Source organism: Pseudofulvibacter geojedonensis, from assembly GCF_042675745.1.
In the GTDB taxonomy this organism is placed as follows: domain Bacteria; phylum Bacteroidota; class Bacteroidia; order Flavobacteriales; family Flavobacteriaceae; genus Pseudofulvibacter; species Pseudofulvibacter geojedonensis.
The window spans coordinates 207,012-225,805 of record NZ_JBHTJM010000010.1 but is presented as its reverse complement, the minus strand read 5'-3'; the positions used below and the strand labels follow the sequence as shown (position 1 = coordinate 225,805).

Here is an 18,794-nt window from a genome sequence, read left to right as displayed (position 1 = left end):
TATAAGATTTATATTAAGCTTCTTGTACAGAAACTAAATGTTTAACTTTATTTACCATACCAAGGATATTTGGTGTAGCATCGTGCTCAACTGTTTGACCAATCTTCTTTAAACCTAAAGCTATTAATGTAGCTTTTTGTCTTGCTGGTCTGTTAATTGCACTTCTTGTTTTTGTTACTTTGATCTTTGCCATCTTTCCTAGGTTTATCCTTTAAACAATTTCTCTAAAGTAATACCACGCTGCTTAGCAATAGTATCTGCTCCTCTTAATTGTAATAACGCATCAAAAGTTGCCTTAACAACATTATGAGGGTTAGAAGAACCTTGAGACTTAGATAATACATCATGAACTCCAACTGCTTCTAATACGTGACGCATAGCACCACCAGATATTACTCCTGTACCAGGAGCTGCAGGCATAATGTTTACTCTTGCACCACCAAACTTCCCTTTTTGAGGGTGTGGTAACGTACCTTTACGTAAAGGAATACGTACTAAATTTTTCTTAGCGTCTTCTATAGCTTTAGCGATAGCACTGGCAACATCTTTAGACTTACCTAAACCGTGACCAACAACACCATTCTCATCTCCTACTACTACAATAGCAGAAAAACCGAAGGCTCTACCCCCTTTTGTTACTTTAGTTACACGCTGTACACCAACTAAACGATCTTTTAATTCTAATCCTGTTGGTTTTACTAGTTCTGCGTTTTTGTATTTCTGATACATAATTTCTTAGAATTTTAATCCACCTTCTCTAGCTCCTTCAGCTAATGACTTTACTCTACCATGGTATAAGTTACCACCTCTATCAAAAGAGACAATATCTACACCTGCTTTAGCAGCCTTCTCTGCAATGGCTTTACCAACCATAGTCGCTATTTCAGATTTTGTACCTGACTGAGAACTAATTTCTTTATCTCTAGAAGAAGCTGCAGCTAATGTCTTACCAGCAACATCATCTATAACCTGAGCATAGATTTCTTTATTACTTCTAAAAACAGCTAAACGTGGTCTTACAGCAGTACCAGAAACTGTCTTTCTGATTCTGTTATGAATACGCGCTCTTCTATCGTTTTTTGATAATTTCATTTGTTAATTTTTAACTATTTATTAATAGTAAGATGGAATTTAGAAAACAAAAAGTATTATAAAATTTAACGGAAAAAATAATCCTTTTTGTTTCCCAAACTACAAACTTAAAATATTAAGCCGACTTACCAGCTTTTCTTCTAATAACTTCACCTACAAACTTAACACCTTTACCTTTATATGGCTCTGGCTTACGGTAAGAACGGATTTTAGCCGCTACCTGACCTACTAATTGCTTATCGTGAGAAGTTAATTTTACGATTGGATTTTTACCCTTTTCTGAAACAGTTTCTACTTTAACTTCAGGAGCAATATCCATTACTATGTTATGAGAAAAACCTAAAGCTAAATCTAATTTGTTACCTTGATTACTTGCTCTGTAACCAACACCAACTAGTTCTAATTCTTTAGTAAATCCTTTAGACACACCTTCAATCATATTATTAATTAAAGCTCTGTATAAACCATGCTTAGCTCTATGCTGTTTAGCATCAGAGGGACGCTCTAATGTTATAACACCATCTTCTATTTTTACAGTAATATCTTGAACGTCTTGAGTTAATTCTCCTAACTTTCCTTTTACTGTTACTTGTTCGTCTTTTACATCAACTGTAACTCCTGCTGGAATTGTGATTGGACTTTTACCGATTCTTGACATTTCTTTTTCCTTTTAAAAATTAGTAAACGAAACAAAGAACTTCTCCACCAACATTCTCTTGACGTGCTTGCTTATCAGTCATAACTCCTTTAGAAGTTGAAACTATAGCAATACCTAAGCCATTTAAAATTCTTGGTAATTCAGTAGAACCCGCATACTTACGTAAACCTGGCTTACTAACTCTTTGGATTTTTTTAATTACAGACTCTTTATTCTCTCCGTACTTTAAAGCTATTTTAATAGTTCCTTGTACTTTCGAATCTTCGAATTTGTAACTTAATATATAACCTTGATCAAATAAGATCTTAGTTATTTCTTTTTTCAAATTAGAAGCTGGAATCTCAACCACTTTATGGTTAGCTCTTACAGCATTTCTAACTCTTGTCAAATAATCTGATATAGGATCTGTATACATCTATATAAATTTGCGGTTTTGGTTTTCCCCCTGAACTCTTCAGGGGAAACCTGAAACCAATTAAATACTTTTTATTACCAGCTTGCCTTTTTAACACCAGGAATTAATCCTTGGTTAGCCATTTCTCTGAATGTAACACGAGAAATTCCGAACTGACGCATATAACCTTTTGGTCTACCTGTTAATTTACATCTGTTATGTAAACGTACTGGCGAAGCGTTTTTAGGTAACTTTTGTAATGCTTCATAATCTCCAGCTTCTTTTAAAGCTTTTCTTTTTGCAGCATACTTTGCAACCAATTTTTGTCTCTTCACCTCACGGGCTTTCATTGATTCTTTTGCCATGTCTTAGTTCTTTTTAAAAGGTAAACCTAATTCTGTTAATAATGACTTTGCTTCTTTATCTGTATCAGCAGAAGTTACAAAAGTAATATCCATACCCGAAATCTTATTCACCTTATCGATGTTAATTTCTGGGAAAATAATTTGCTCTGTAATTCCTAAGTTGTAATTACCTCTTCCGTCAAAACCATTTGCCTTGATTCCTTGAAAATCTCTAACACGTGGTAAAGAAGCAGTAATTAAACGATCTAAAAACTCATACATTCTTTCTCCTCTTAACGTAACTTTAGCTCCAATTGGCATCCCTTTACGCAATTTGAAAGAAGCAACATCTTTCTTAGAAATAGTAGCTATTGCTTGCTGACCAGTAATTTTAGTTAACTCGTCAATAGCATGATCTATCTGTTTCTTATCTGCAACAGCAGCACCTACACCACGAGAAAGAACAATCTTCTCTAATTTAGGAACTTGCATTACATTTTTATAACTGTATTCTTCTGTAAGAGCAGCAACAATTCTGTCCTTATACTCTTGTTTTAATCTTGGTACGTAAGTCATAACTAAATTACTTCATTAGATTTTTTAGAAAATCTTACTTTCTTATCACCTTCCATCTTGTAACCAACTCTTGTTGTTTCTCCTTTAGAAGTCAACAACGATAAGTTAGAAACATGAATAGAAGCTTCTTTTTTTACAATACCACCTTGAGGGTTTTGAGCGCTTGGCTTAACATGCTTAGAAACCATGTTAACTTCTTCTACTATTGCTCTGTTTTTGGCATGAAAAATCTTGGTAACCTTACCTTCAGATCCTTTATGCTCACCAGCAATAACTCTAACCGTATCTCCTGTTTTAATCTTTAATTTTGTCATCTTTTCTGGATGTATTAAAGCACCTCTGGCGCTAATGATACAATTTTCATAAATTGCTTATCACGAAGTTCTCTTGCAACTGGTCCGAAAACACGAGTTCCTCTCATCTCACCTGTAGGGTTTAATAATACACATGCATTATCATCAAAACGGATATAAGAACCATCTGGTCTTCTTATTTCCTTTTTAGTTCTTACCACTACAGCTGTAGAAACTTGTCCTTTTTTAACTGAACCGTTAGGTGTTACGTCTTTAACTGTAACAACAATTTTATCTCCTACTGAAGCATACCTTCTTTTAGTTCCACCAAGAACACGGATAGTTAAAACTTCCTTTGCTCCTGTATTATCTGCAACTCTAAGTCTTGATTCTTGTTGTAACATAATTATTTCGCTCTTTCAATTATTTCTACTAATCTCCAACATTTAGATTTACTTAAAGGTCTTGTTTCCATGATCTTTACAGTATCTCCAATATTACAATCGTTTTGCTCATCGTGAGCAACGTACTTCTTCGTTTTTAAAACGAACTTACCGTACATAGGGTGCTTTACTTTTTTCACCTCAGAAACCACTATTGATTTCATCATTTTGTTACTAGTAACAACCCCTATTCTTTCTTTTCTTAAGTTTCTTTTTTCCATCTTTCAGCAGAATTATTATAATTCTCTTTTTGTTAGCTCTGTTGAAACCCTAGCTATAGTTCTTCTTGACGTACGCAATTGTAACGGATTATCCAAAGGCTGGATAGCGTGTGCCATTTGTAATTCAGCATAACTCTTTCTAAGCTCAACAAGCTTATCTTGTAAATCAGCTGTAGACAGATCTTTTATTTCTGATTGTTTCATAATAAATCTTTAATAAATTTAAATTACGCTTCGTAATCTCTAGCTATTACATACTTAGTTTTAACCGGTAACTTTTGTGCTGCTAAACGCAATGCTTCTCTAGCAACCTCTTGAGGTACTCCCCCAATTTCAAACAAAATTTTACCTGGCTTTACAACAGCTGCCCAATACTCAACTCCACCTTTACCTTTACCCATACGTACTTCAAGAGGCTTTTTTGTAATTGGCTTGTCTGGAAAAATTTTAATCCATAACTGACCTTCCCTTTTCATATAACGAGTAGCAGCAATACGTGCAGCTTCTATTTGACGAGCAGTAATAAATGATGCATCTAATGATTTGATACCAAACATTCCATTAGAAAGTTGGTGACCTCTATTAGAGTTACCCTTCATACGGCCCTTCTGTACTTTACGATACTTTGTTCTTTTTGGCTGTAACATTTTCTCTTTTGTTTAATTACTTTCTACGACGTGGTTTGTTGTTCCCGCCGCGTCCAGCGCCTTTTCCACCTTGTTGCTTCTTAGATAAACCAACTAATGGAGAAAGTTCTCTTTTACCATAAACTTCACCTTTCATGATCCAAACTTTGATTCCCAATCTACCATAAGTAGTATGAGCCTCTACAAGTGAGTAATCAATGTCTGCTCTAAAAGTAGACAAAGGAATTCTTCCATCTTTGTAAGCCTCCGAACGCGCCATTTCAGCACCATTCAAACGACCAGATATCTGAACTTTAATCCCTTCAGAGTTCATTCTCATTGCAGCTTGTATAGCCATTTTAATAGCACGCTTGTAAGAGATTCTATTCTCGATCTGACGCGCAATACTACTTGCAACTAAATGAGCATCTAATTCAGGACGCTTAATTTCAAATATGTTAATTTGAACTTCCTTACCAGTAATTTTCTTAAGCTCTTCTTTTAACTTGTCTACCTCTTGACCTCCTTTACCAATAATGATACCTGGACGAGCCGTAGTGATAGTAACGGTTACAAGTTTAAGAGTTCTCTCGATTATTACTCTTGAAACACTAGCTTTAGATAAACGAGCGTGGATATATTTTCTAATCTTATCGTCTTCGGCAAGTTTATCACCGTAGTCGTTACCTCCGTACCAGTTAGATTCCCATCCTCTGATTATACCAAGGCGATTCCCGATTGGATTTGTCTTTTGTCCCATACTGTTATCTTAACTTTGTGTATTATTATTTGACCCTAACACTAATGTAACGTGATTAGATCTTTTTCTAATTCTGTGTGCACGACCTTGAGGAGCTGGACGCAATCTTTTTAACATTGATCCTCCATCTACTCTAATCTCTTTCACATATAACTCAGCATCTTCGATACTTGCATCTTCGTTTTTAGCTTGCCAATTTGCAATTGCAGAAAGCAATAACTTTTCTAAACGACGTGAAGCTTCTTTTGAGCTAAATCTTAAAATATGAAGCGCTTTTTCTACTTGCTCACCTCTTACTAAATCCGCCACTAAACGCATTTTTCTTGGTGATGTAGGGCAGTTATTCAACTTTGCGAAAGCAGTTTGCTTTTTCTCAGCCTTAATTCTATCGGCCATTTCTCTTTTACGAACTCCCATAGCTTCTATTTTTTACCTTTATTTTTCGCACCTGCATGTCCACGGAATGAACGCGTTGGTGAAAACTCTCCTAATTTATGACCTACCATGTTCTCTGTAACATAAACAGGTACAAACTGACGACCATTATGAACAGCAATTGTTTGCCCTACCATATCTGGAGAAATCATTGAAGCTCTTGACCAAGTCTTGATAACTGTTTTCTTACCAGACTCAACGTTTGCTTGAACTTTCTTCTCTAAACTATGATGAATATAAGGTCCTTTTTTTAATGAACGTGCCATATCTTATTATTTCTTTCTACGTTCTACAATATACTTATTACTCGCTTTGGTCTTAGATCTAGTCTTGAATCCTTTAGCAGGTAAACCTTTTCTTGATCTTGGGTGTCCTCCAGAAGATTTTCCTTCACCACCACCCATTGGGTGATCAACAGGGTTCATTGCTACTGGTCTAGTTCTTGGTCTTCTACCTAACCATCTTGTTCTACCAGCTTTACCTGATACCATTAATTGATGATCTGAATTAGAAACCGCACCAATAGTAGCTAAACAATCAGCTAAAACCATTCTAGTTTCACCAGATGGCAATTTGATTGTTGCATACTTTCCATCTCTTGCCATTAACTGAGCAAATGCTCCAGCAGAACGAGCCATTACAGCTCCTTGAGTTGGACGTAATTCTATACAAGAAATAATAGTTCCTAAAGGAATAGCACTTAAAGGCATAGCGTTTCCAATTTCTGGAGCAACCGACTTACCTGAAACTATTTTTTGCCCAACCTGTAAACCATTTTGAGCAATTACATATCTTTTTTCTCCATCTGCATATTGCACTAACGCAATAAATGCAGTTCTGTTTGGATCGTACTGAATAGACATAACTTCAGCAGGAGCATCGAAACGCTCTCTTTTGAAATCCATAATACGATACCTTCTTTTATGACCACCACCTCTATAGCGCATAGTCATTTTTCCTTGACTGTTTCTACCACCAGACCTTTTTATCGGAGCCAATAAACTTTTCTCCGGCTTATCAGTAGTGATGGCGTCAAATCCATTTACTACTCTAAAACGCTGAGCTGGCGTGATTGGTTTTAATTTTCTAACTGACATTTCTTGTCTTTATTATTTACATATTAGCATATAAATCAATCGTATCACCTTCAACTAACTGAACCATTGCTTTCTTATAAGCATTGGTCTTAGCAGTTAATATTCCGGTTTTTGTATAACGCTGAGAACGATCTGGTCTCACGTTAATAGTACGCACTTTTTCAACAGAAACTCCATAAGCAGCCTCAACCGCTTTTTTAATCTCTACTTTATTAGCACGCTTATCTACTACAAATGTAAAGCAGTTACTTAACTCACTTGCATTAGTAGCTTTTTCTGTTATAATAGGCTTAACTAAAATTCTCATTCTTAATCAATTATTTAGTTAAATTCGACACTATTCCTTCTAAAGAACTCTCAAAAAGAACTACCGAATTAGCATTCATTAATTCGTAAGTACTTAATTCTGAAGAGTTTACAACATTAGAACGCTTCAAATTACGTGACGACAAATATACATTTTTATTTGATTCACCCAACACAAACAATGATTTTTTATCTGCTAACCCTAAGGAACTCAACATGTTCTTGAATTCTTTAGTCTTTGGAGAATCGAAATTTACGTCTTCTAAAACGATAAGGTTTTTCTCACTAGCTTTAATAGTAAAAGCTGTTTTTCTAGCCAAACGCTTAACATTTTTATTTAATTTAAAACCGTAATTTCTTGGTCTAGGTCCGAACATACGTCCACCACCTCTAAAAACACCAGACTTGATAGAACCTGCTCTTGCAGTACCAGTTCCTTTTTGTTTTTTAATTTTTCTAGTAGAACCAGCAATCTCAGCTCTTTCTTTAGCCTTATGCGTTCCTTGACGTTGATTAGCCAAGTATTGCTTAACATCTAAATAAACAGCGTGATTGTTAGGCTCAATAGCGAAAACAGCATCAGAAAGCTCTACACTTCTACCTGTTTCTTTTCCGTTTATATCTAAAACTGCTACTTTCATTACTTCTCAATAGTTACATAAGCGTTTTTGTGTCCAGGAATAGCTCCTTTAACAACAAGCAAGTTCTTTTCTGGAACTACTTTTAAAACTCTTAAATTTTGAACTTTCACTTTATCTCCACCCATTCTTCCGGCCATCTTCATTCCCTTGAATACTCTCGCAGGATAAGACGCAGCACCAATAGAACCAGGAGCTCTTAAACGGTTGTGTTGACCATGAGTAGCTTGACCTACACCACCAAAACCATGACGCTTTACAACACCCTGAAAACCTTTACCTTTAGAAGTTGCAGATACATCTACGAATTCCCCTTCAGCAAAATGTTCAACAGTGATAGCATCACCTAATTTATACTCTTCTTCAAATCCTTGGAATTCAACAACTTTGTACTTAGGCGAAGTTCCTGCTTTTTTAAAGTGACCTACAGTCGCTTTAGTAGCACGTTTTTCTGCCTTGTCATCGAAACCAAGCTGAAGAGCTTCATACCCGTCAACCTCTTTGGTTCTGACTTGGGTAACGACACATGGACCTGCTTCGATTACTGTACAAGGAATGTTTTTCCCGTTTTCATCGAATAAACTAGTCATGCCGATTTTCTTTCCAATTAACCCAGACATTTAATTTAGTTTTTGATTGCAATTGCAATCTGATTAATAATTATTATTTATTTGATAAAATTCAGGCTCAAAAATACTTTCAAGCCTGAATTGTATTTTATCCGTTTTTCCTTTGCAAACAGCTCAGGACATGTTCTTCTAAAACTATCGTTTTAGAAAGCAGTTATCACACTTTAATCTCTACCTCTACACCACTTGGTAATTCTAACTTCATCAACGCATCGATCGTCTTAGAAGAAGAACTGTAGATATCTAATAATCTCTTATAAGAGCTTAACTGAAACTGCTCTCTAGATTTCTTGTTTACGTGTGGAGAACGTAAAACTGTAAATATCTTTTTATGAGTAGGCAAAGGAATAGGACCCGTAACAACAGCACCTGTACTCTTTACTGTTTTTACAATCTTCTCAGCAGACTTATCTACTAAGTTATGATCGTAAGACTTTAATTTTATTCTGATTTTTTGACTCATTTTTCTTAAAATTAAGCATTAACACCTTTAGCAGCAGCAATTACTTCTTCTGAAACATTAGAAGGTGTTGCAGCATAGTGAGAAAATTCCATAGTAGAAGTTGCTCTACCTGAAGATAACGTACGTAAAGAAGTTACATAACCAAACATTTCTGATAAAGGAACATTTGCCTTAACAACTTTAGAACCTGCACGGTCTCCCATATCGTTAACCTGACCTCTACGTCTGTTTAAGTCACCAACAATATCACCCATGTTTTCTTCTGGAGTAAGAACCTCTAATTTCATGATAGGCTCCATAATTACAGCTTTAGCAGCTTTAGCAGCAGCTTTATAACCTAATTTAGCAGCTAATTCGAATGATAATTGATCAGAATCTACATCATGATAAGAACCATCTTTTAAAGTAATCTTTAAGCTATCCATTTCATAACCCGCTAACGGACCATTCTTCATAGCTTCTTTAAATCCTTTCTCAATAGAAGGTATATATTCCTTAGGAACGTTACCACCTTTAATTTCAGAAACAAATTCTAATCCTTGCTTACCTTCTTCAGCAGGCTCCATAGTAAATACAATATCAGCAAATTTACCACGTCCACCAGATTGCTTCTTGTAAACCTCTCTGTGATCTGCAGTAGCTGTAATTGCTTCTTTGTACTCTACTTGAGGTTGACCTTCGTTAACCTCTACTTTAAATTCACGCTTTAAACGATCAACAATAATATCTAAGTGAAGCTCTCCCATTCCAGAAATAATAGTCTGTCCTGAAGCCTCGTCTGTTCTTACCGTAAACGTTGGATCCTCTTCAGCTAATTTAGCTAAAGCAATACCTAACTTATCTACATCAGCCTTAGTTTTTGGCTCAACAGCAATACCGATTACCGGATCTGGGAAATCCATCGATTCTAAAACGATAGGATTCTTTTCATCAGATAATGTATCTCCAGTTTTAATAGACTTAAAACCTACAGCTGCTCCAATATCTCCAGCCTCTATATATTCAATTGCATTCTGCTTATTAGAGTGCATTTGATAAATACGAGAAATACGCTCTTTCTTTCCTGAACGGTTATTTAACACATAAGAACCCGCATCTAAACGACCTGAATAAGCTCTAAAGAATGCTAAACGCCCTACGAAAGGATCTGTAGCAATTTTAAATGCTAAAGCCGAGAATGGCTCTTTTGCGTCTGGCTTACGAGAAATCTCCTCACCAGTATTAGGATCTGTTCCTACAATCGCCTCCTTATCTGTTGGAGAAGGTAAATAACGACAAACAGCATCTAATAAGAACTGAACACCTTTATTCTTGAATGCAGAACCACAAATCATAGGAATGATAGACATATCCATTACAGCAGCTCTTAATGCAGCATGCACCTCTTCTTCTGTAATAGAGTTTTCATCCTCCATATATTTCTCTAAAAGATTCTCATCGTAAGCAGCAACTTCTTCAATAAGTTTACCTCTTAACTCAGCAGCCTCTTCTTTTAATTCTTCTGGAATATCAATAACATCAAAAGTAGAACCCTGAGTCTCATCATGCCAAACAATAGCACGGTTCTTAACTAAATCTACAATACCCTTGAAGTCGATTTCATCTCCAATATTCATTACAATTGGAACTGCATTAGAACCTAACATATCCTTAACTTGCTGACAAACTGCCATAAAGTTGGATCCTTGACGGTCCATTTTATTAACAAATCCAATTCTAGGAACCTTGTAATTATCTGCTAATCTCCAGTTAGTTTCAGATTGTGGCTCAACACCATCTACTGCACTAAATAAGAAAACCAACCCATCAAGAACTCTTAACGAACGATTAACCTCTACTGTAAAATCAACGTGACCTGGAGTATCAATAATATTAAAGTGATATCCTTTTGTATCTGGAGTAGCTTGACCATTTTCTGTAGGGAACTTCCACTCACAAGTAGTAGCAGCAGAAGTAATTGTAATACCTCTTTCTTGCTCTTGCTCCATCCAGTCCATAGTAGCTGCACCATCATGCACCTCTCCAATTTTGTGACTTACACCCGTATAATATAAAATACGCTCTGTAGTCGTAGTTTTTCCAGCATCAATATGTGCTGCAATACCTATATTTCTTGTATATTTTAAATCTCTAGCCATTTCTATTGGTATTAAAATCTAAAGTGAGAGAATGCTTTATTCGCTTCAGCCATCTTATGAGTATCAACTCTTTTCTTAACTGCAGCTCCTTCTTCTTTTGCAGCAGCCATAACCTCTGCAGCTAATTTAGCAGCCATAGTTTTCTCGTTACGCTTACGTGTATAAGAAATCAACCACTTAATTGCCATAGAAACTTTTCTATCTGGTCTGATCTGCATAGGGATTTGAAATGTAGCCCCACCAACACGACGAGAACGAACCTCCACATGTGGCATAACATTAGATAACGCATCTTTCCAAATCTCTAAAGCTGTTTTTTCTTCGTCTTGATTTTTTTCTTCTATGATATCCATCGCATCATAAAATACTTTAAAAGCAACCGACTTCTTACCATCTAACATCAAGTTGTTTACAAATCTTGTAACTAACTGATCATTAAACCTTGGATCTGGTAAAAGTGGTCTTTTTTTCGCCTTTCTTTTTCTCATGTCTTAACTTTTAAAAGTTTTTTTTAATTACTTTTTAGGGCGTTTTGCACCATACTTAGATCTACGTTGCGTTCTTCCTTCAACACCTGCAGTGTCTAAAGCCCCACGAACAATGTGATATCTAACTCCTGGTAAATCTTTTACCCTTCCTCCTCTAACTAATACTATCGAGTGCTCTTGCAAATTGTGACCTTCTCCACCGATGTATGCATTTACCTCGTTACCGTTCGTTAAACGAACCCTTGCTACCTTTCTCATTGCTGAGTTTGGTTTTTTAGGCGTCGTTGTATAAACACGAGTACAAACACCACGTCTTTGAGGACACGAATTTAAAGCAGCCGATTTACTCTTCTTAGTTATTTTGGCTCTACCTTTTCGTACTAATTGTGAAATTGTTGGCATAAATAATATTAATTAATAAATTTTACTTCCTCTCCTTAGAGGGCTGCAAATGTATGAATAAATTCTTATAAATCAAACGCCAACTCATTAATTTTCAAGAAGATTCAAAAACACTTAACAAACCTGCTATTTAACCCACCTTTTACACCCTTATTCAAACCCTCATTCAACCCATCCCATATAAATAAATCTTAAAAACAACCCAACATATTAGTATTCTATTTAGTTTTACCATTGTAGAATTCAAAACCTTGCTTTACAAAAAATGAACAAGCTACTATTAACACTTATCATACACTTCACCCTCCTAAACTTTAGTTTTAGCCAGAACTTCTACTTAAAAACGAAAACCAACGACAGCACTTCTCAACCTACATTAAACCAACTACTAAACTTTAAAAACCTTAAAGAAATTAACACACACCTTTTAAACACAAAAGAATCCCTATTTAATCAAGGGTATTTTAACACTGAGGTTTCGCCTCTCAAAAAAACAAACGACAGCCTATACACAACCACAATAACCCCAAACAAACAATACACAGAAATACAAATATTTCACAATAAAGAAATACCCAACAAAAAACTAGAAAAAATCCTAACACCAGAAACCAACATAAAAACGTCACACTTCACAAGTAAAACCAAGGATTTAAAGACAAACCTTAACTCCATCATAAAGCATTATGTAGACTCTGGAAAAACATTTAGCAAACTACAACTACAAAACATCACCATAATAGATGATTTAGTGTCCGCCCAACTCAACACAACCACCTCTAAAACAAACTCAATAAACAATATCGTTATTAAAGGTTACGAGAAATTCCCAAGAAAATTCCTAAAACATCAACTTAACATAAGAACAAACAAGAAACTCAACACCTCTGAGTTAGAAAAAAAGTCAAACCAAATCAACAGCTTACGATTTGCCTCAGAATCACAAAAACCAGGAGTTCTATTCACAAAAGACTCAACAGAAGTCTACCTTTATATAACAAAAAAACAAAGCAATTCTTTTGATGGGTTTTTAGGATTTTCTTCCGACACAGAAACCAACAAAATAGAATTTAACGGAAATATAAATCTTCAACTAATCAACAACCTAAACTCAGGAGAAGAACTTCATCTTAGATACCAATCTACAGAAAACGAACAAAGAAAATTAAATTTAAGAACCAACATACCATTTTTATTTAACTCACCAATAAGCTTCGAAGGAGAACTAGACATTTTCAGAAAAGACTCAACCTTTACCAACACCCAACAACACATTAGAACTTTTTATCAAATCAACAGCAATTTAAAAATCGGCACAGGAATAGAGTTCACTAATTCAAATGCCCTAAAAAACCTATCGATAACTAACACCGATTACAAAAAGACCAACTACACTTTAAACATAGAACACTCTAAACCAAGCCAAAACAAACTTTTTGTTAACAAAACCTTAACAAGATTGAAAATTGGAACCGGAAAAAGAACAGGCGAAACAAACACAACTCAACAAAACATATCACTAAGCAGCGAATACACTTTCGATCTTAACCAGAGAAACGCTATATATATCAAAAACCAGAGCCACTATTTAATTAGCGAAAACCTATTAGAAAACGAATCACATTTCATTGGAGGAATCAACTCCATAAGAGGCTTTCAAGAAAACAGCATACCAAGTAATCTATACAACATACTCAACTTAGAATACCGAATTACACTCAACAACTCAATATACATTCACAGCGTTACAGATTATGGATACACCAAAAACCAAATCAACAACGCAACAAACAATTTATTTGGTTTTGGACTAGGTTTTGGACTACAAGCCAACAACAATCTACTTCGTTTTATCTTCGCAAATAGCAAAACCAACAAGGAAATTGTTAAATTTTCAAACTCTAAAATACACCTTAGCCTGAAAACGATATTTTAAACAAAACCCTATAAAACCTATAGAATTACACATAACATATGTTAATTTTATTAACAAAATATGAGTTTTTAATGAGGTATATTATACTTTTTAAGGCCTTTTTATTGTTTTATTAACTTTATTTTAAGACTTTTGTCGTTGGCTAATTCAAATTATTTATAACATGAAAACAAAATTCAATGGAATTTTAACGCTATTGTTAGCGTTTGTCGTGCAGTTAACATTTGCACAAGAACAGACAGTTTCCGGTACAGTGTTAGACGAAAACAGTCTACCATTACCTGGAGCTACTGTCTTAATTAAAGGAACTACCAATGGTACTTCTACTGATTTTGATGGAAAATACTCTATTAAAGCTAAAAATGGAGATACTTTAGAGTTTAGTTATGTAGGTTACGCTACACAAGTTATTGTTGTTAATGGAACTTCTATAAACGCCACTCTAACTCCTGATAATGAGCTAGATGAAATAGTTGTTACCGCATATGGTACACAAAAGAAAGAAGCTATTACTGGTTCAGTTGCCGTTATAAGCAGCGAAGAGTTAGGACAAGTACAATCTGCAAACGTTGTTCAAGGTTTAGAAGGTAAAGTTGCCGGAGTACAAATTGTACAACAAGCTGGACAACCTGGTGCTGCACCAACTGTACGTTTCAGAGGTATTGGTTCTATCAGTTCTTCTTCTGCTCCTTTGTATGTTGTTAATGGCGTACCTTATTCTGGTAATATTAACGCTATAAACCCTCAAGATATAGAGTCTACTACTTTCTTAAAAGATGCTGCAGCTGCTGCATTATACGGAAATAGAGGTGCGAATGGTGTTATTATCATAACAACCAAAAAAGGAAAAACTGATAAGCTAAGTGTTACTGTAGACAATAGAGTTGGTTTTAATAGAAGATCTGCTGAAGACTATGAGATGATAGATAGTTCTTCTGACTACCTAAGAGCTCACTACCAAAATTTAAGAAATGGTTTTGTTGTAGATCAAGGGATGCCTATACAAACAGCTTCTAACTTAGCTGCTACTAACCTAATTACTAATGTTGATGACTTAGGTACAAATGTTTTTCCTGCAAACCCTATAAACTACAACCCATATGATGTAGCTGGAAATTTATTAATAGATCCAAATACTGGTCAATTCAATCCTAACGCTAACTTATTATATAACGAAGATTGGGATGATTACTTATTCAAAAATAACATCACTACTCAATCATACATCAGTGTAGCAAAGGCAAGTAAAGACTCTGATTTTTTACTTTCTTTAGGTTATGAAGACAACGATGGTTATGTAATTAATTCAGGTTTCCAGAGAGTTACTGCTCAGTTAAACACAAATACAAATCTTACCGATAACTTAAAAGTTGGAGGTAACTTACGTTATGCAAACACCAAACAAAACAATGTAGATGGTGATGGAACGGGTAGCTACTCAAACCCATTATCTTGGTCAAGAAGTATTGCGCCTATTTACCCTGTTTTTGCAAGAGACGTAAACGGTAATATGATTTTAAATCAAAACGGCAACCCTCAATATGACGATGGTACTGGAACGATAGCTCCTTCTACTAGACCATATGGACAGTTACAGAATCCTGTAGCAACTGCTTTATTAGATAAAAACGAAAGGGTTACAGACAATGTTTCTGGTCAGGGGTATTTTGATTTTAAATTCTGGAACGACTTCAAGTTCACTTATAACTTAAGTACAGATTTAATACAAAGTAACAACAATACTTTAGATACTCCTTTATATGGAGATGCAGTTACAGCTAACGGTAGAGTTTCTGCCAGTAACAGTAGAACGTTTAGTTTCACCAACCAGCAATTATTAAACTGGAACAAGGAAATAAACAAACACTCTATTGCTGTTTTATTAGGTCACGAATCTATGGACTATGAATTCAGTTTCTTAACTGGTAACAAATTTAACATCTTATTACCTAATAATGATGCTTTAGATTTAGGTGCTGAAACTGACACACCAGCTGGTGGAGGTAAAAGATTCTACTCTTTAGAAGGATATTTCTCTAGATTATCTTATGATTATGACAACCGTTACTACATTAACGGTAGTTTAAGAAGAGATGCATCTTCTGTATTCCACCCAGACAACAGATGGGGTACCTTCTTTGGTATAGGTGGTGCTTGGAGAGTTTCTCAAGAAAGCTTTATGGATAGCGCAGACTGGCTAAACGAATTAAAACTAAAAGCTAGTTATGGTGAACAAGGTAACGATGGTCTTCTTTTACCAACAGGAGGAAGAAACTACTATCCATATCAAGACCAATACATCGTACCTCAAGGTACAGGTCAATTAGGTGTTCAACTTTCAACCTTAGGAAATAAAGATATTACTTGGGAAACCAACCGTAACTTTAATGTTGGATTTGAAACTAGATTCCTAGACAATAGAATAAGCATAGAAGCTGAATACTTTACAAGAAAAGTATCAGACATGCTTTTCCTAACTCCTCGTGCTGGTTCAGCAGGTGGTCGCCCTTTCCCAGAGAATGTTGCTGACATGGAAAATGTTGGTTATGAAATTACATTAGGCGTAGATATTTTAAGAAACAAAGACTACAACTTAAGCTTTAATGCTAATACAACGCATGTTAAAAATGAAGTTACTAAACTATTTGGTGAGAGTAGTGATATCATAACAAACAATCAGTTCCCATTCGCTTTACAAGTTGGACAAGGTAGATATGATTTCTATTTAAGAGAATTCGCAGGAGTTAATCCAGCTAACGGTAATGCTTTATACTATGTAAACGATCCTACTAACTTAGATGTTAATGGAAATATGGTAGTTGAAGTTACTGAGGATATAGGAGCTGCTCAACAAGTTTTCAGTGGAAAAAGCGCTTTACCTGATTTCTATGGAGGTTTCAGCTTTAACGGTAATTACAAGAACATCGATTTTGGTGTAGATTTCTCTTATCAAATAGGTGGTTATGGTATGGATAACGTTTATTGGCGTGCCTTCAACCCAGAACAAGGAGGTAACTTCCATAGCGATGTTTTAGGGTCTACTTGGACTCCTGAAAACACTACTGCTAGCTTACCAAGAGTCACTTATAGTCACCCTACAAACTATGCGGCATCTGATTTAAGATTAATTGATGCTTCATATTTAAGCTTACAAAACATTAGCTTAGGTTATACTCTACCAAACAAGTACACCAAGATACTTGGTTTAGAATCTATAAGATTCTATGGTTTAGCTAACAATGTAAAATTATGGTCTAAAAGAAAAGGTTACGATCCTCGTTTAAGCTTAACAGGTACATCATCTAACGAGTACTCTATTTTAAGCACCACTACTTTTGGTCTTACAGTTAAATTTTAAAAAAAAAAACAATGAAAAAAATATTATTAACAACAATTCTTGCAGCACTGACATTTTCGTGTTCTCAGGACTTTTTAGACAAAGCTCCTAACGAAACAGCATCTCAAGCTCAAATTCAGGATTTAGCAGAGTCTTCTCCTGAAGCCTTATTAGCTTTAAATGTTGGTCAATTAGGTGCAACAAACACATTTTTATACGAGTTCTCTACTAATGGAGGGAACATACATGATGACTTTGGTTTAATGTCTATAGGTCTTGGTTTAGACTTAATGTCTACAGATATGAACATGTCTGTTAATCACTGGTTTGGACGTTATTACAACTACACTGGTAGACAAGAAATAAGTCGTATTACTGATATGGTATGGAATTTCTATTACAGAATTATTACTGACACCAATGCTATTATAACTCAAATACCTCAAACTGCTACTGATCCTGATCTATTAAGTGTTTTAGGTAGAGCTGAAGCTTTAAGAGGTATGGCTTACATGAATCTAATAAGATTGTATGGAGATGGTACTAGAGGTATACCTTTACACTCTCAAGATGTATCTATACCAGGAAGAGCACCACAAGCTGATGTTTACCAACAGGCTTTAGAAGATTTAACCAGAGCTTACACTCACCTAGCAAATTACTCTAGACCAAACAAAACTGAAATTGATCAGAATATTGTTGCTGGTTTATTAGCTAGATTACATTTAGACATGGGTGATTACGGAAACGCTATTACCATGGCTACTCAAGCTAGAAATGGAGTAGCTCTAATGAGTAACGCAGAACAGTTAGATGGATTTGACGACATTTCTAACCCTGAGTGGATGTGGGGAGCTGATGTTACTACTGCTACAAGCACAATTTATGCTTCTTTCTTCTCTCACATAGGAAACTTAAACCCAGGATATGCTGGACTGTTAAATGTTTATAAAAACATTGACAAAAACCTTTATGACCAAATATCTGCTACAGATAACAGATTAAACTGGTTTGATGGTCCTGGAAATGGATTACCTATGTATGCAAACACAAAATTCATCGATGCTACATTCTTTGAAGGAGATTATGTATACATGAGAGGTGCTGAAATGTATTTAATAGAAGCTGAAGCAAGAGCTTTATCTGGAGATGATGGTGGAGCTGCTCAAACTTTATTCAACTTAATATCTACTAGAGATGCTAGCTATACGTTATCTACTAACACTGGAGCTACTTTATTAGATGAAATTAGAACTCATAAAAGAGTTGAAATGTGGGGTGAAGGTTTAGCTTTTTATGACATGAAGAGATGGAATGTAGGTTTAAACAGAGATTATGCAGGTACAAACCATCCAGCTTTTGGACGCTTTAACTTTGCTGCTGGGGCCAACGAACTTACTTTCCAGATTCCAGAAGATGAGATCAACGCTAATACAGACATTAGTCAATCAGATCAAAACCCTCTATAAAAGAGATAAGAATATAATCTTGAATTTTTTAGAAATTCAAGATTATATT

26 protein-coding genes are annotated in these 18,794 nt (G+C 35.3%); 3 read left to right on the top strand and 23 right to left on the bottom strand.

Going from position 1 to position 18,794, the window contains the following annotated elements:
- Nucleotides 1–13 precede the first annotated feature (13 nt).
- From rpmD to rpsL, 23 genes are all read right to left on the bottom strand, one after another.
- Complete coding sequence (gene rpmD, locus ACFQ1O_RS12965) at nucleotides 14–193, bottom strand: 50S ribosomal protein L30 (protein WP_377716555.1); 180 nt, start codon at nucleotides 191–193, stop codon at nucleotides 14–16.
- A gap of 11 nt (nucleotides 194–204) precedes the next feature.
- Nucleotides 205–729 (bottom strand): 30S ribosomal protein S5, encoded by a 525-nt coding sequence (gene rpsE, locus ACFQ1O_RS12960; protein ID WP_377716553.1) that lies wholly within the window; start codon nucleotides 727–729, stop codon nucleotides 205–207.
- A 6-nt stretch (nucleotides 730–735) separates the two neighbouring features.
- Nucleotides 736–1,092: a 50S ribosomal protein L18 gene (gene rplR, locus ACFQ1O_RS12955; protein WP_377716551.1), complete on the bottom strand. Its 357-nt coding sequence runs from the start codon at nucleotides 1,090–1,092 to the stop codon at nucleotides 736–738.
- A 115-nt stretch (nucleotides 1,093–1,207) separates the two neighbouring features.
- On the bottom strand, nucleotides 1,208–1,750 hold the full coding sequence (gene rplF, locus ACFQ1O_RS12950; protein WP_377716549.1) for a 50S ribosomal protein L6: 543 nt from the start codon (nucleotides 1,748–1,750) through the stop codon (nucleotides 1,208–1,210).
- 19 nt (nucleotides 1,751–1,769) lie between these two features.
- Nucleotides 1,770–2,165, bottom strand: a complete 396-nt coding sequence (rpsH, locus tag ACFQ1O_RS12945; protein WP_377716547.1) for a 30S ribosomal protein S8 — start codon at nucleotides 2,163–2,165, stop codon at nucleotides 1,770–1,772.
- A gap of 74 nt (nucleotides 2,166–2,239) precedes the next feature.
- A complete protein-coding gene (gene rpsN, locus ACFQ1O_RS12940) occupies nucleotides 2,240–2,509 on the bottom strand; it encodes a 30S ribosomal protein S14 (RefSeq protein WP_377716545.1) in 270 nt (89 codons plus the stop codon).
- A 3-nt stretch (nucleotides 2,510–2,512) separates the two neighbouring features.
- Nucleotides 2,513–3,064 carry a 50S ribosomal protein L5 gene (gene rplE / locus ACFQ1O_RS12935; RefSeq protein WP_377716543.1) on the bottom strand — a complete coding sequence of 184 codons (552 nt, stop codon included), beginning with the start codon at nucleotides 3,062–3,064 and terminating at the stop codon, nucleotides 2,513–2,515.
- 2 nt (nucleotides 3,065–3,066) lie between these two features.
- Nucleotides 3,067–3,378: a 50S ribosomal protein L24 gene (gene rplX, locus ACFQ1O_RS12930; protein WP_377716541.1), complete on the bottom strand. Its 312-nt coding sequence runs from the start codon at nucleotides 3,376–3,378 to the stop codon at nucleotides 3,067–3,069.
- 14 nt (nucleotides 3,379–3,392) lie between these two features.
- Nucleotides 3,393–3,761: a 50S ribosomal protein L14 gene (gene rplN, locus ACFQ1O_RS12925; protein WP_377716539.1), complete on the bottom strand. Its 369-nt coding sequence runs from the start codon at nucleotides 3,759–3,761 to the stop codon at nucleotides 3,393–3,395.
- Between the two features lie 2 nt (nucleotides 3,762–3,763).
- A complete protein-coding gene (rpsQ, locus tag ACFQ1O_RS12920) occupies nucleotides 3,764–4,021 on the bottom strand; it encodes a 30S ribosomal protein S17 (protein ID WP_377716537.1) in 258 nt (85 codons plus the stop codon).
- A gap of 15 nt (nucleotides 4,022–4,036) precedes the next feature.
- On the bottom strand, nucleotides 4,037–4,225 hold the full coding sequence (gene rpmC / locus ACFQ1O_RS12915) for a 50S ribosomal protein L29 (protein WP_377716535.1): 189 nt from the start codon (nucleotides 4,223–4,225) through the stop codon (nucleotides 4,037–4,039).
- Nucleotides 4,226–4,248: 23 nt separating this feature from the next.
- A complete protein-coding gene (rplP, locus tag ACFQ1O_RS12910; RefSeq protein ID WP_377716533.1) occupies nucleotides 4,249–4,668 on the bottom strand; it encodes a 50S ribosomal protein L16 in 420 nt (139 codons plus the stop codon).
- A 16-nt stretch (nucleotides 4,669–4,684) separates the two neighbouring features.
- Nucleotides 4,685–5,407, bottom strand: coding sequence for a 30S ribosomal protein S3 (gene rpsC / locus ACFQ1O_RS12905; RefSeq protein ID WP_377716531.1), 723 nt, complete (start codon nucleotides 5,405–5,407; stop codon nucleotides 4,685–4,687).
- Between the two features lie 9 nt (nucleotides 5,408–5,416).
- A complete protein-coding gene (rplV, locus tag ACFQ1O_RS12900) occupies nucleotides 5,417–5,824 on the bottom strand; it encodes a 50S ribosomal protein L22 (protein WP_377716529.1) in 408 nt (135 codons plus the stop codon).
- 5 nt (nucleotides 5,825–5,829) lie between these two features.
- A complete protein-coding gene (gene rpsS, locus ACFQ1O_RS12895) occupies nucleotides 5,830–6,108 on the bottom strand; it encodes a 30S ribosomal protein S19 (protein WP_377716527.1) in 279 nt (92 codons plus the stop codon).
- Between the two features lie 6 nt (nucleotides 6,109–6,114).
- Entirely contained in the window at nucleotides 6,115–6,939 is an 825-nt protein-coding gene (gene rplB, locus ACFQ1O_RS12890) for a 50S ribosomal protein L2 (RefSeq protein ID WP_377716525.1), read from the bottom strand.
- A 16-nt stretch (nucleotides 6,940–6,955) separates the two neighbouring features.
- Nucleotides 6,956–7,246 carry a 50S ribosomal protein L23 gene (gene rplW / locus ACFQ1O_RS12885; protein WP_377716523.1) on the bottom strand — a complete coding sequence of 97 codons (291 nt, stop codon included), beginning with the start codon at nucleotides 7,244–7,246 and terminating at the stop codon, nucleotides 6,956–6,958.
- Between the two features lie 10 nt (nucleotides 7,247–7,256).
- A complete protein-coding gene (rplD, locus tag ACFQ1O_RS12880; RefSeq protein ID WP_377716520.1) occupies nucleotides 7,257–7,886 on the bottom strand; it encodes a 50S ribosomal protein L4 in 630 nt (209 codons plus the stop codon).
- Nucleotides 7,886–8,503 (bottom strand): 50S ribosomal protein L3, encoded by a 618-nt coding sequence (gene rplC, locus ACFQ1O_RS12875; protein WP_377716516.1) that lies wholly within the window; start codon nucleotides 8,501–8,503, stop codon nucleotides 7,886–7,888. Before rplC ends, rplD begins: the two co-directional genes overlap by 1 nt.
- A 166-nt stretch (nucleotides 8,504–8,669) precedes the next feature.
- Entirely contained in the window at nucleotides 8,670–8,975 is a 306-nt protein-coding gene (gene rpsJ, locus ACFQ1O_RS12870) for a 30S ribosomal protein S10 (protein ID WP_010181931.1), read from the bottom strand.
- A gap of 11 nt (nucleotides 8,976–8,986) precedes the next feature.
- On the bottom strand, nucleotides 8,987–11,113 hold the full coding sequence (gene fusA / locus ACFQ1O_RS12865; protein ID WP_377716512.1) for an elongation factor G: 2,127 nt from the start codon (nucleotides 11,111–11,113) through the stop codon (nucleotides 8,987–8,989).
- Nucleotides 11,114–11,124: 11 nt separating this feature from the next.
- On the bottom strand, nucleotides 11,125–11,601 hold the full coding sequence (gene rpsG, locus ACFQ1O_RS12860; protein WP_377716509.1) for a 30S ribosomal protein S7: 477 nt from the start codon (nucleotides 11,599–11,601) through the stop codon (nucleotides 11,125–11,127).
- A gap of 27 nt (nucleotides 11,602–11,628) precedes the next feature.
- Complete coding sequence (rpsL, locus tag ACFQ1O_RS12855) at nucleotides 11,629–12,003, bottom strand: 30S ribosomal protein S12 (RefSeq protein WP_377716506.1); 375 nt, start codon at nucleotides 12,001–12,003, stop codon at nucleotides 11,629–11,631.
- Nucleotides 12,004–12,268: 265 nt separating this feature from the next.
- Here rpsL and ACFQ1O_RS12850 point away from each other — a divergent pair, with 265 nt between their 5' ends.
- From ACFQ1O_RS12850 to ACFQ1O_RS12840, 3 genes are all read left to right on the top strand, one after another.
- Nucleotides 12,269–13,939, top strand: a complete 1,671-nt coding sequence (locus tag ACFQ1O_RS12850) for a hypothetical protein (protein WP_377716504.1) — start codon at nucleotides 12,269–12,271, stop codon at nucleotides 13,937–13,939.
- A 163-nt stretch (nucleotides 13,940–14,102) separates the two neighbouring features.
- Nucleotides 14,103–17,297: a SusC/RagA family TonB-linked outer membrane protein gene (locus tag ACFQ1O_RS12845; protein WP_377716501.1), complete on the top strand. Its 3,195-nt coding sequence runs from the start codon at nucleotides 14,103–14,105 to the stop codon at nucleotides 17,295–17,297.
- 11 nt (nucleotides 17,298–17,308) lie between these two features.
- Nucleotides 17,309–18,745, top strand: coding sequence for a RagB/SusD family nutrient uptake outer membrane protein (locus ACFQ1O_RS12840; RefSeq protein WP_377716499.1), 1,437 nt, complete (start codon nucleotides 17,309–17,311; stop codon nucleotides 18,743–18,745).
- The last annotated feature ends 49 nt before the right edge of the window (nucleotides 18,746–18,794 follow it).

Coding starts and splice junctions, on each gene's coding strand:
- rpsC (WP_377716531.1), bottom strand. CDS start 5,407: ATGGGACAAAAGACAAATCCAATCGGGAATCGCCTTGGTATAATCAGA.
- rpsH (WP_377716547.1), bottom strand. CDS start 2,165: ATGTATACAGATCCTATATCAGATTATTTGACAAGAGTTAGAAATGCT.
- rplV (WP_377716529.1), bottom strand. CDS start 5,824: ATGGGAGTTCGTAAAAGAGAAATGGCCGATAGAATTAAGGCTGAGAAA.
- rplB (WP_377716525.1), bottom strand. CDS start 6,939: ATGTCAGTTAGAAAATTAAAACCAATCACGCCAGCTCAGCGTTTTAGA.
- ACFQ1O_RS12845 (WP_377716501.1), top strand. CDS start 14,103: ATGAAAACAAAATTCAATGGAATTTTAACGCTATTGTTAGCGTTTGTC.
- rplR (WP_377716551.1), bottom strand. CDS start 1,092: ATGAAATTATCAAAAAACGATAGAAGAGCGCGTATTCATAACAGAATC.
- rplN (WP_377716539.1), bottom strand. CDS start 3,761: ATGTTACAACAAGAATCAAGACTTAGAGTTGCAGATAATACAGGAGCA.
- rplE (WP_377716543.1), bottom strand. CDS start 3,064: ATGACTTACGTACCAAGATTAAAACAAGAGTATAAGGACAGAATTGTT.
- rplC (WP_377716516.1), bottom strand. CDS start 8,503: ATGTCTGGGTTAATTGGAAAGAAAATCGGCATGACTAGTTTATTCGAT.
- rpsJ (WP_010181931.1), bottom strand. CDS start 8,975: ATGAGTCAAAAAATCAGAATAAAATTAAAGTCTTACGATCATAACTTA.
- rplF (WP_377716549.1), bottom strand. CDS start 1,750: ATGTCAAGAATCGGTAAAAGTCCAATCACAATTCCAGCAGGAGTTACA.
- rpsL (WP_377716506.1), bottom strand. CDS start 12,003: ATGCCAACAATTTCACAATTAGTACGAAAAGGTAGAGCCAAAATAACT.
- rpmC (WP_377716535.1), bottom strand. CDS start 4,225: ATGAAACAATCAGAAATAAAAGATCTGTCTACAGCTGATTTACAAGAT.
- rpsE (WP_377716553.1), bottom strand. CDS start 729: ATGTATCAGAAATACAAAAACGCAGAACTAGTAAAACCAACAGGATTA.
- rpmD (WP_377716555.1), bottom strand. CDS start 193: ATGGCAAAGATCAAAGTAACAAAAACAAGAAGTGCAATTAACAGACCA.
- rpsS (WP_377716527.1), bottom strand. CDS start 6,108: ATGGCACGTTCATTAAAAAAAGGACCTTATATTCATCATAGTTTAGAG.
- fusA (WP_377716512.1), bottom strand. CDS start 11,113: ATGGCTAGAGATTTAAAATATACAAGAAATATAGGTATTGCAGCACAT.
- rplD (WP_377716520.1), bottom strand. CDS start 7,886: ATGAAAGTAGCAGTTTTAGATATAAACGGAAAAGAAACAGGTAGAAGT.
- rpsN (WP_377716545.1), bottom strand. CDS start 2,509: ATGGCAAAAGAATCAATGAAAGCCCGTGAGGTGAAGAGACAAAAATTG.
- ACFQ1O_RS12850 (WP_377716504.1), top strand. CDS start 12,269: ATGAACAAGCTACTATTAACACTTATCATACACTTCACCCTCCTAAAC.
- rplW (WP_377716523.1), bottom strand. CDS start 7,246: ATGAGAATTTTAGTTAAGCCTATTATAACAGAAAAAGCTACTAATGCA.
- ACFQ1O_RS12840 (WP_377716499.1), top strand. CDS start 17,309: ATGAAAAAAATATTATTAACAACAATTCTTGCAGCACTGACATTTTCG.
- rpsG (WP_377716509.1), bottom strand. CDS start 11,601: ATGAGAAAAAGAAAGGCGAAAAAAAGACCACTTTTACCAGATCCAAGG.
- rpsQ (WP_377716537.1), bottom strand. CDS start 4,021: ATGGAAAAAAGAAACTTAAGAAAAGAAAGAATAGGGGTTGTTACTAGT.
- rplP (WP_377716533.1), bottom strand. CDS start 4,668: ATGTTACAGCCAAAAAGAACAAAGTATCGTAAAGTACAGAAGGGCCGT.
- rplX (WP_377716541.1), bottom strand. CDS start 3,378: ATGACAAAATTAAAGATTAAAACAGGAGATACGGTTAGAGTTATTGCT.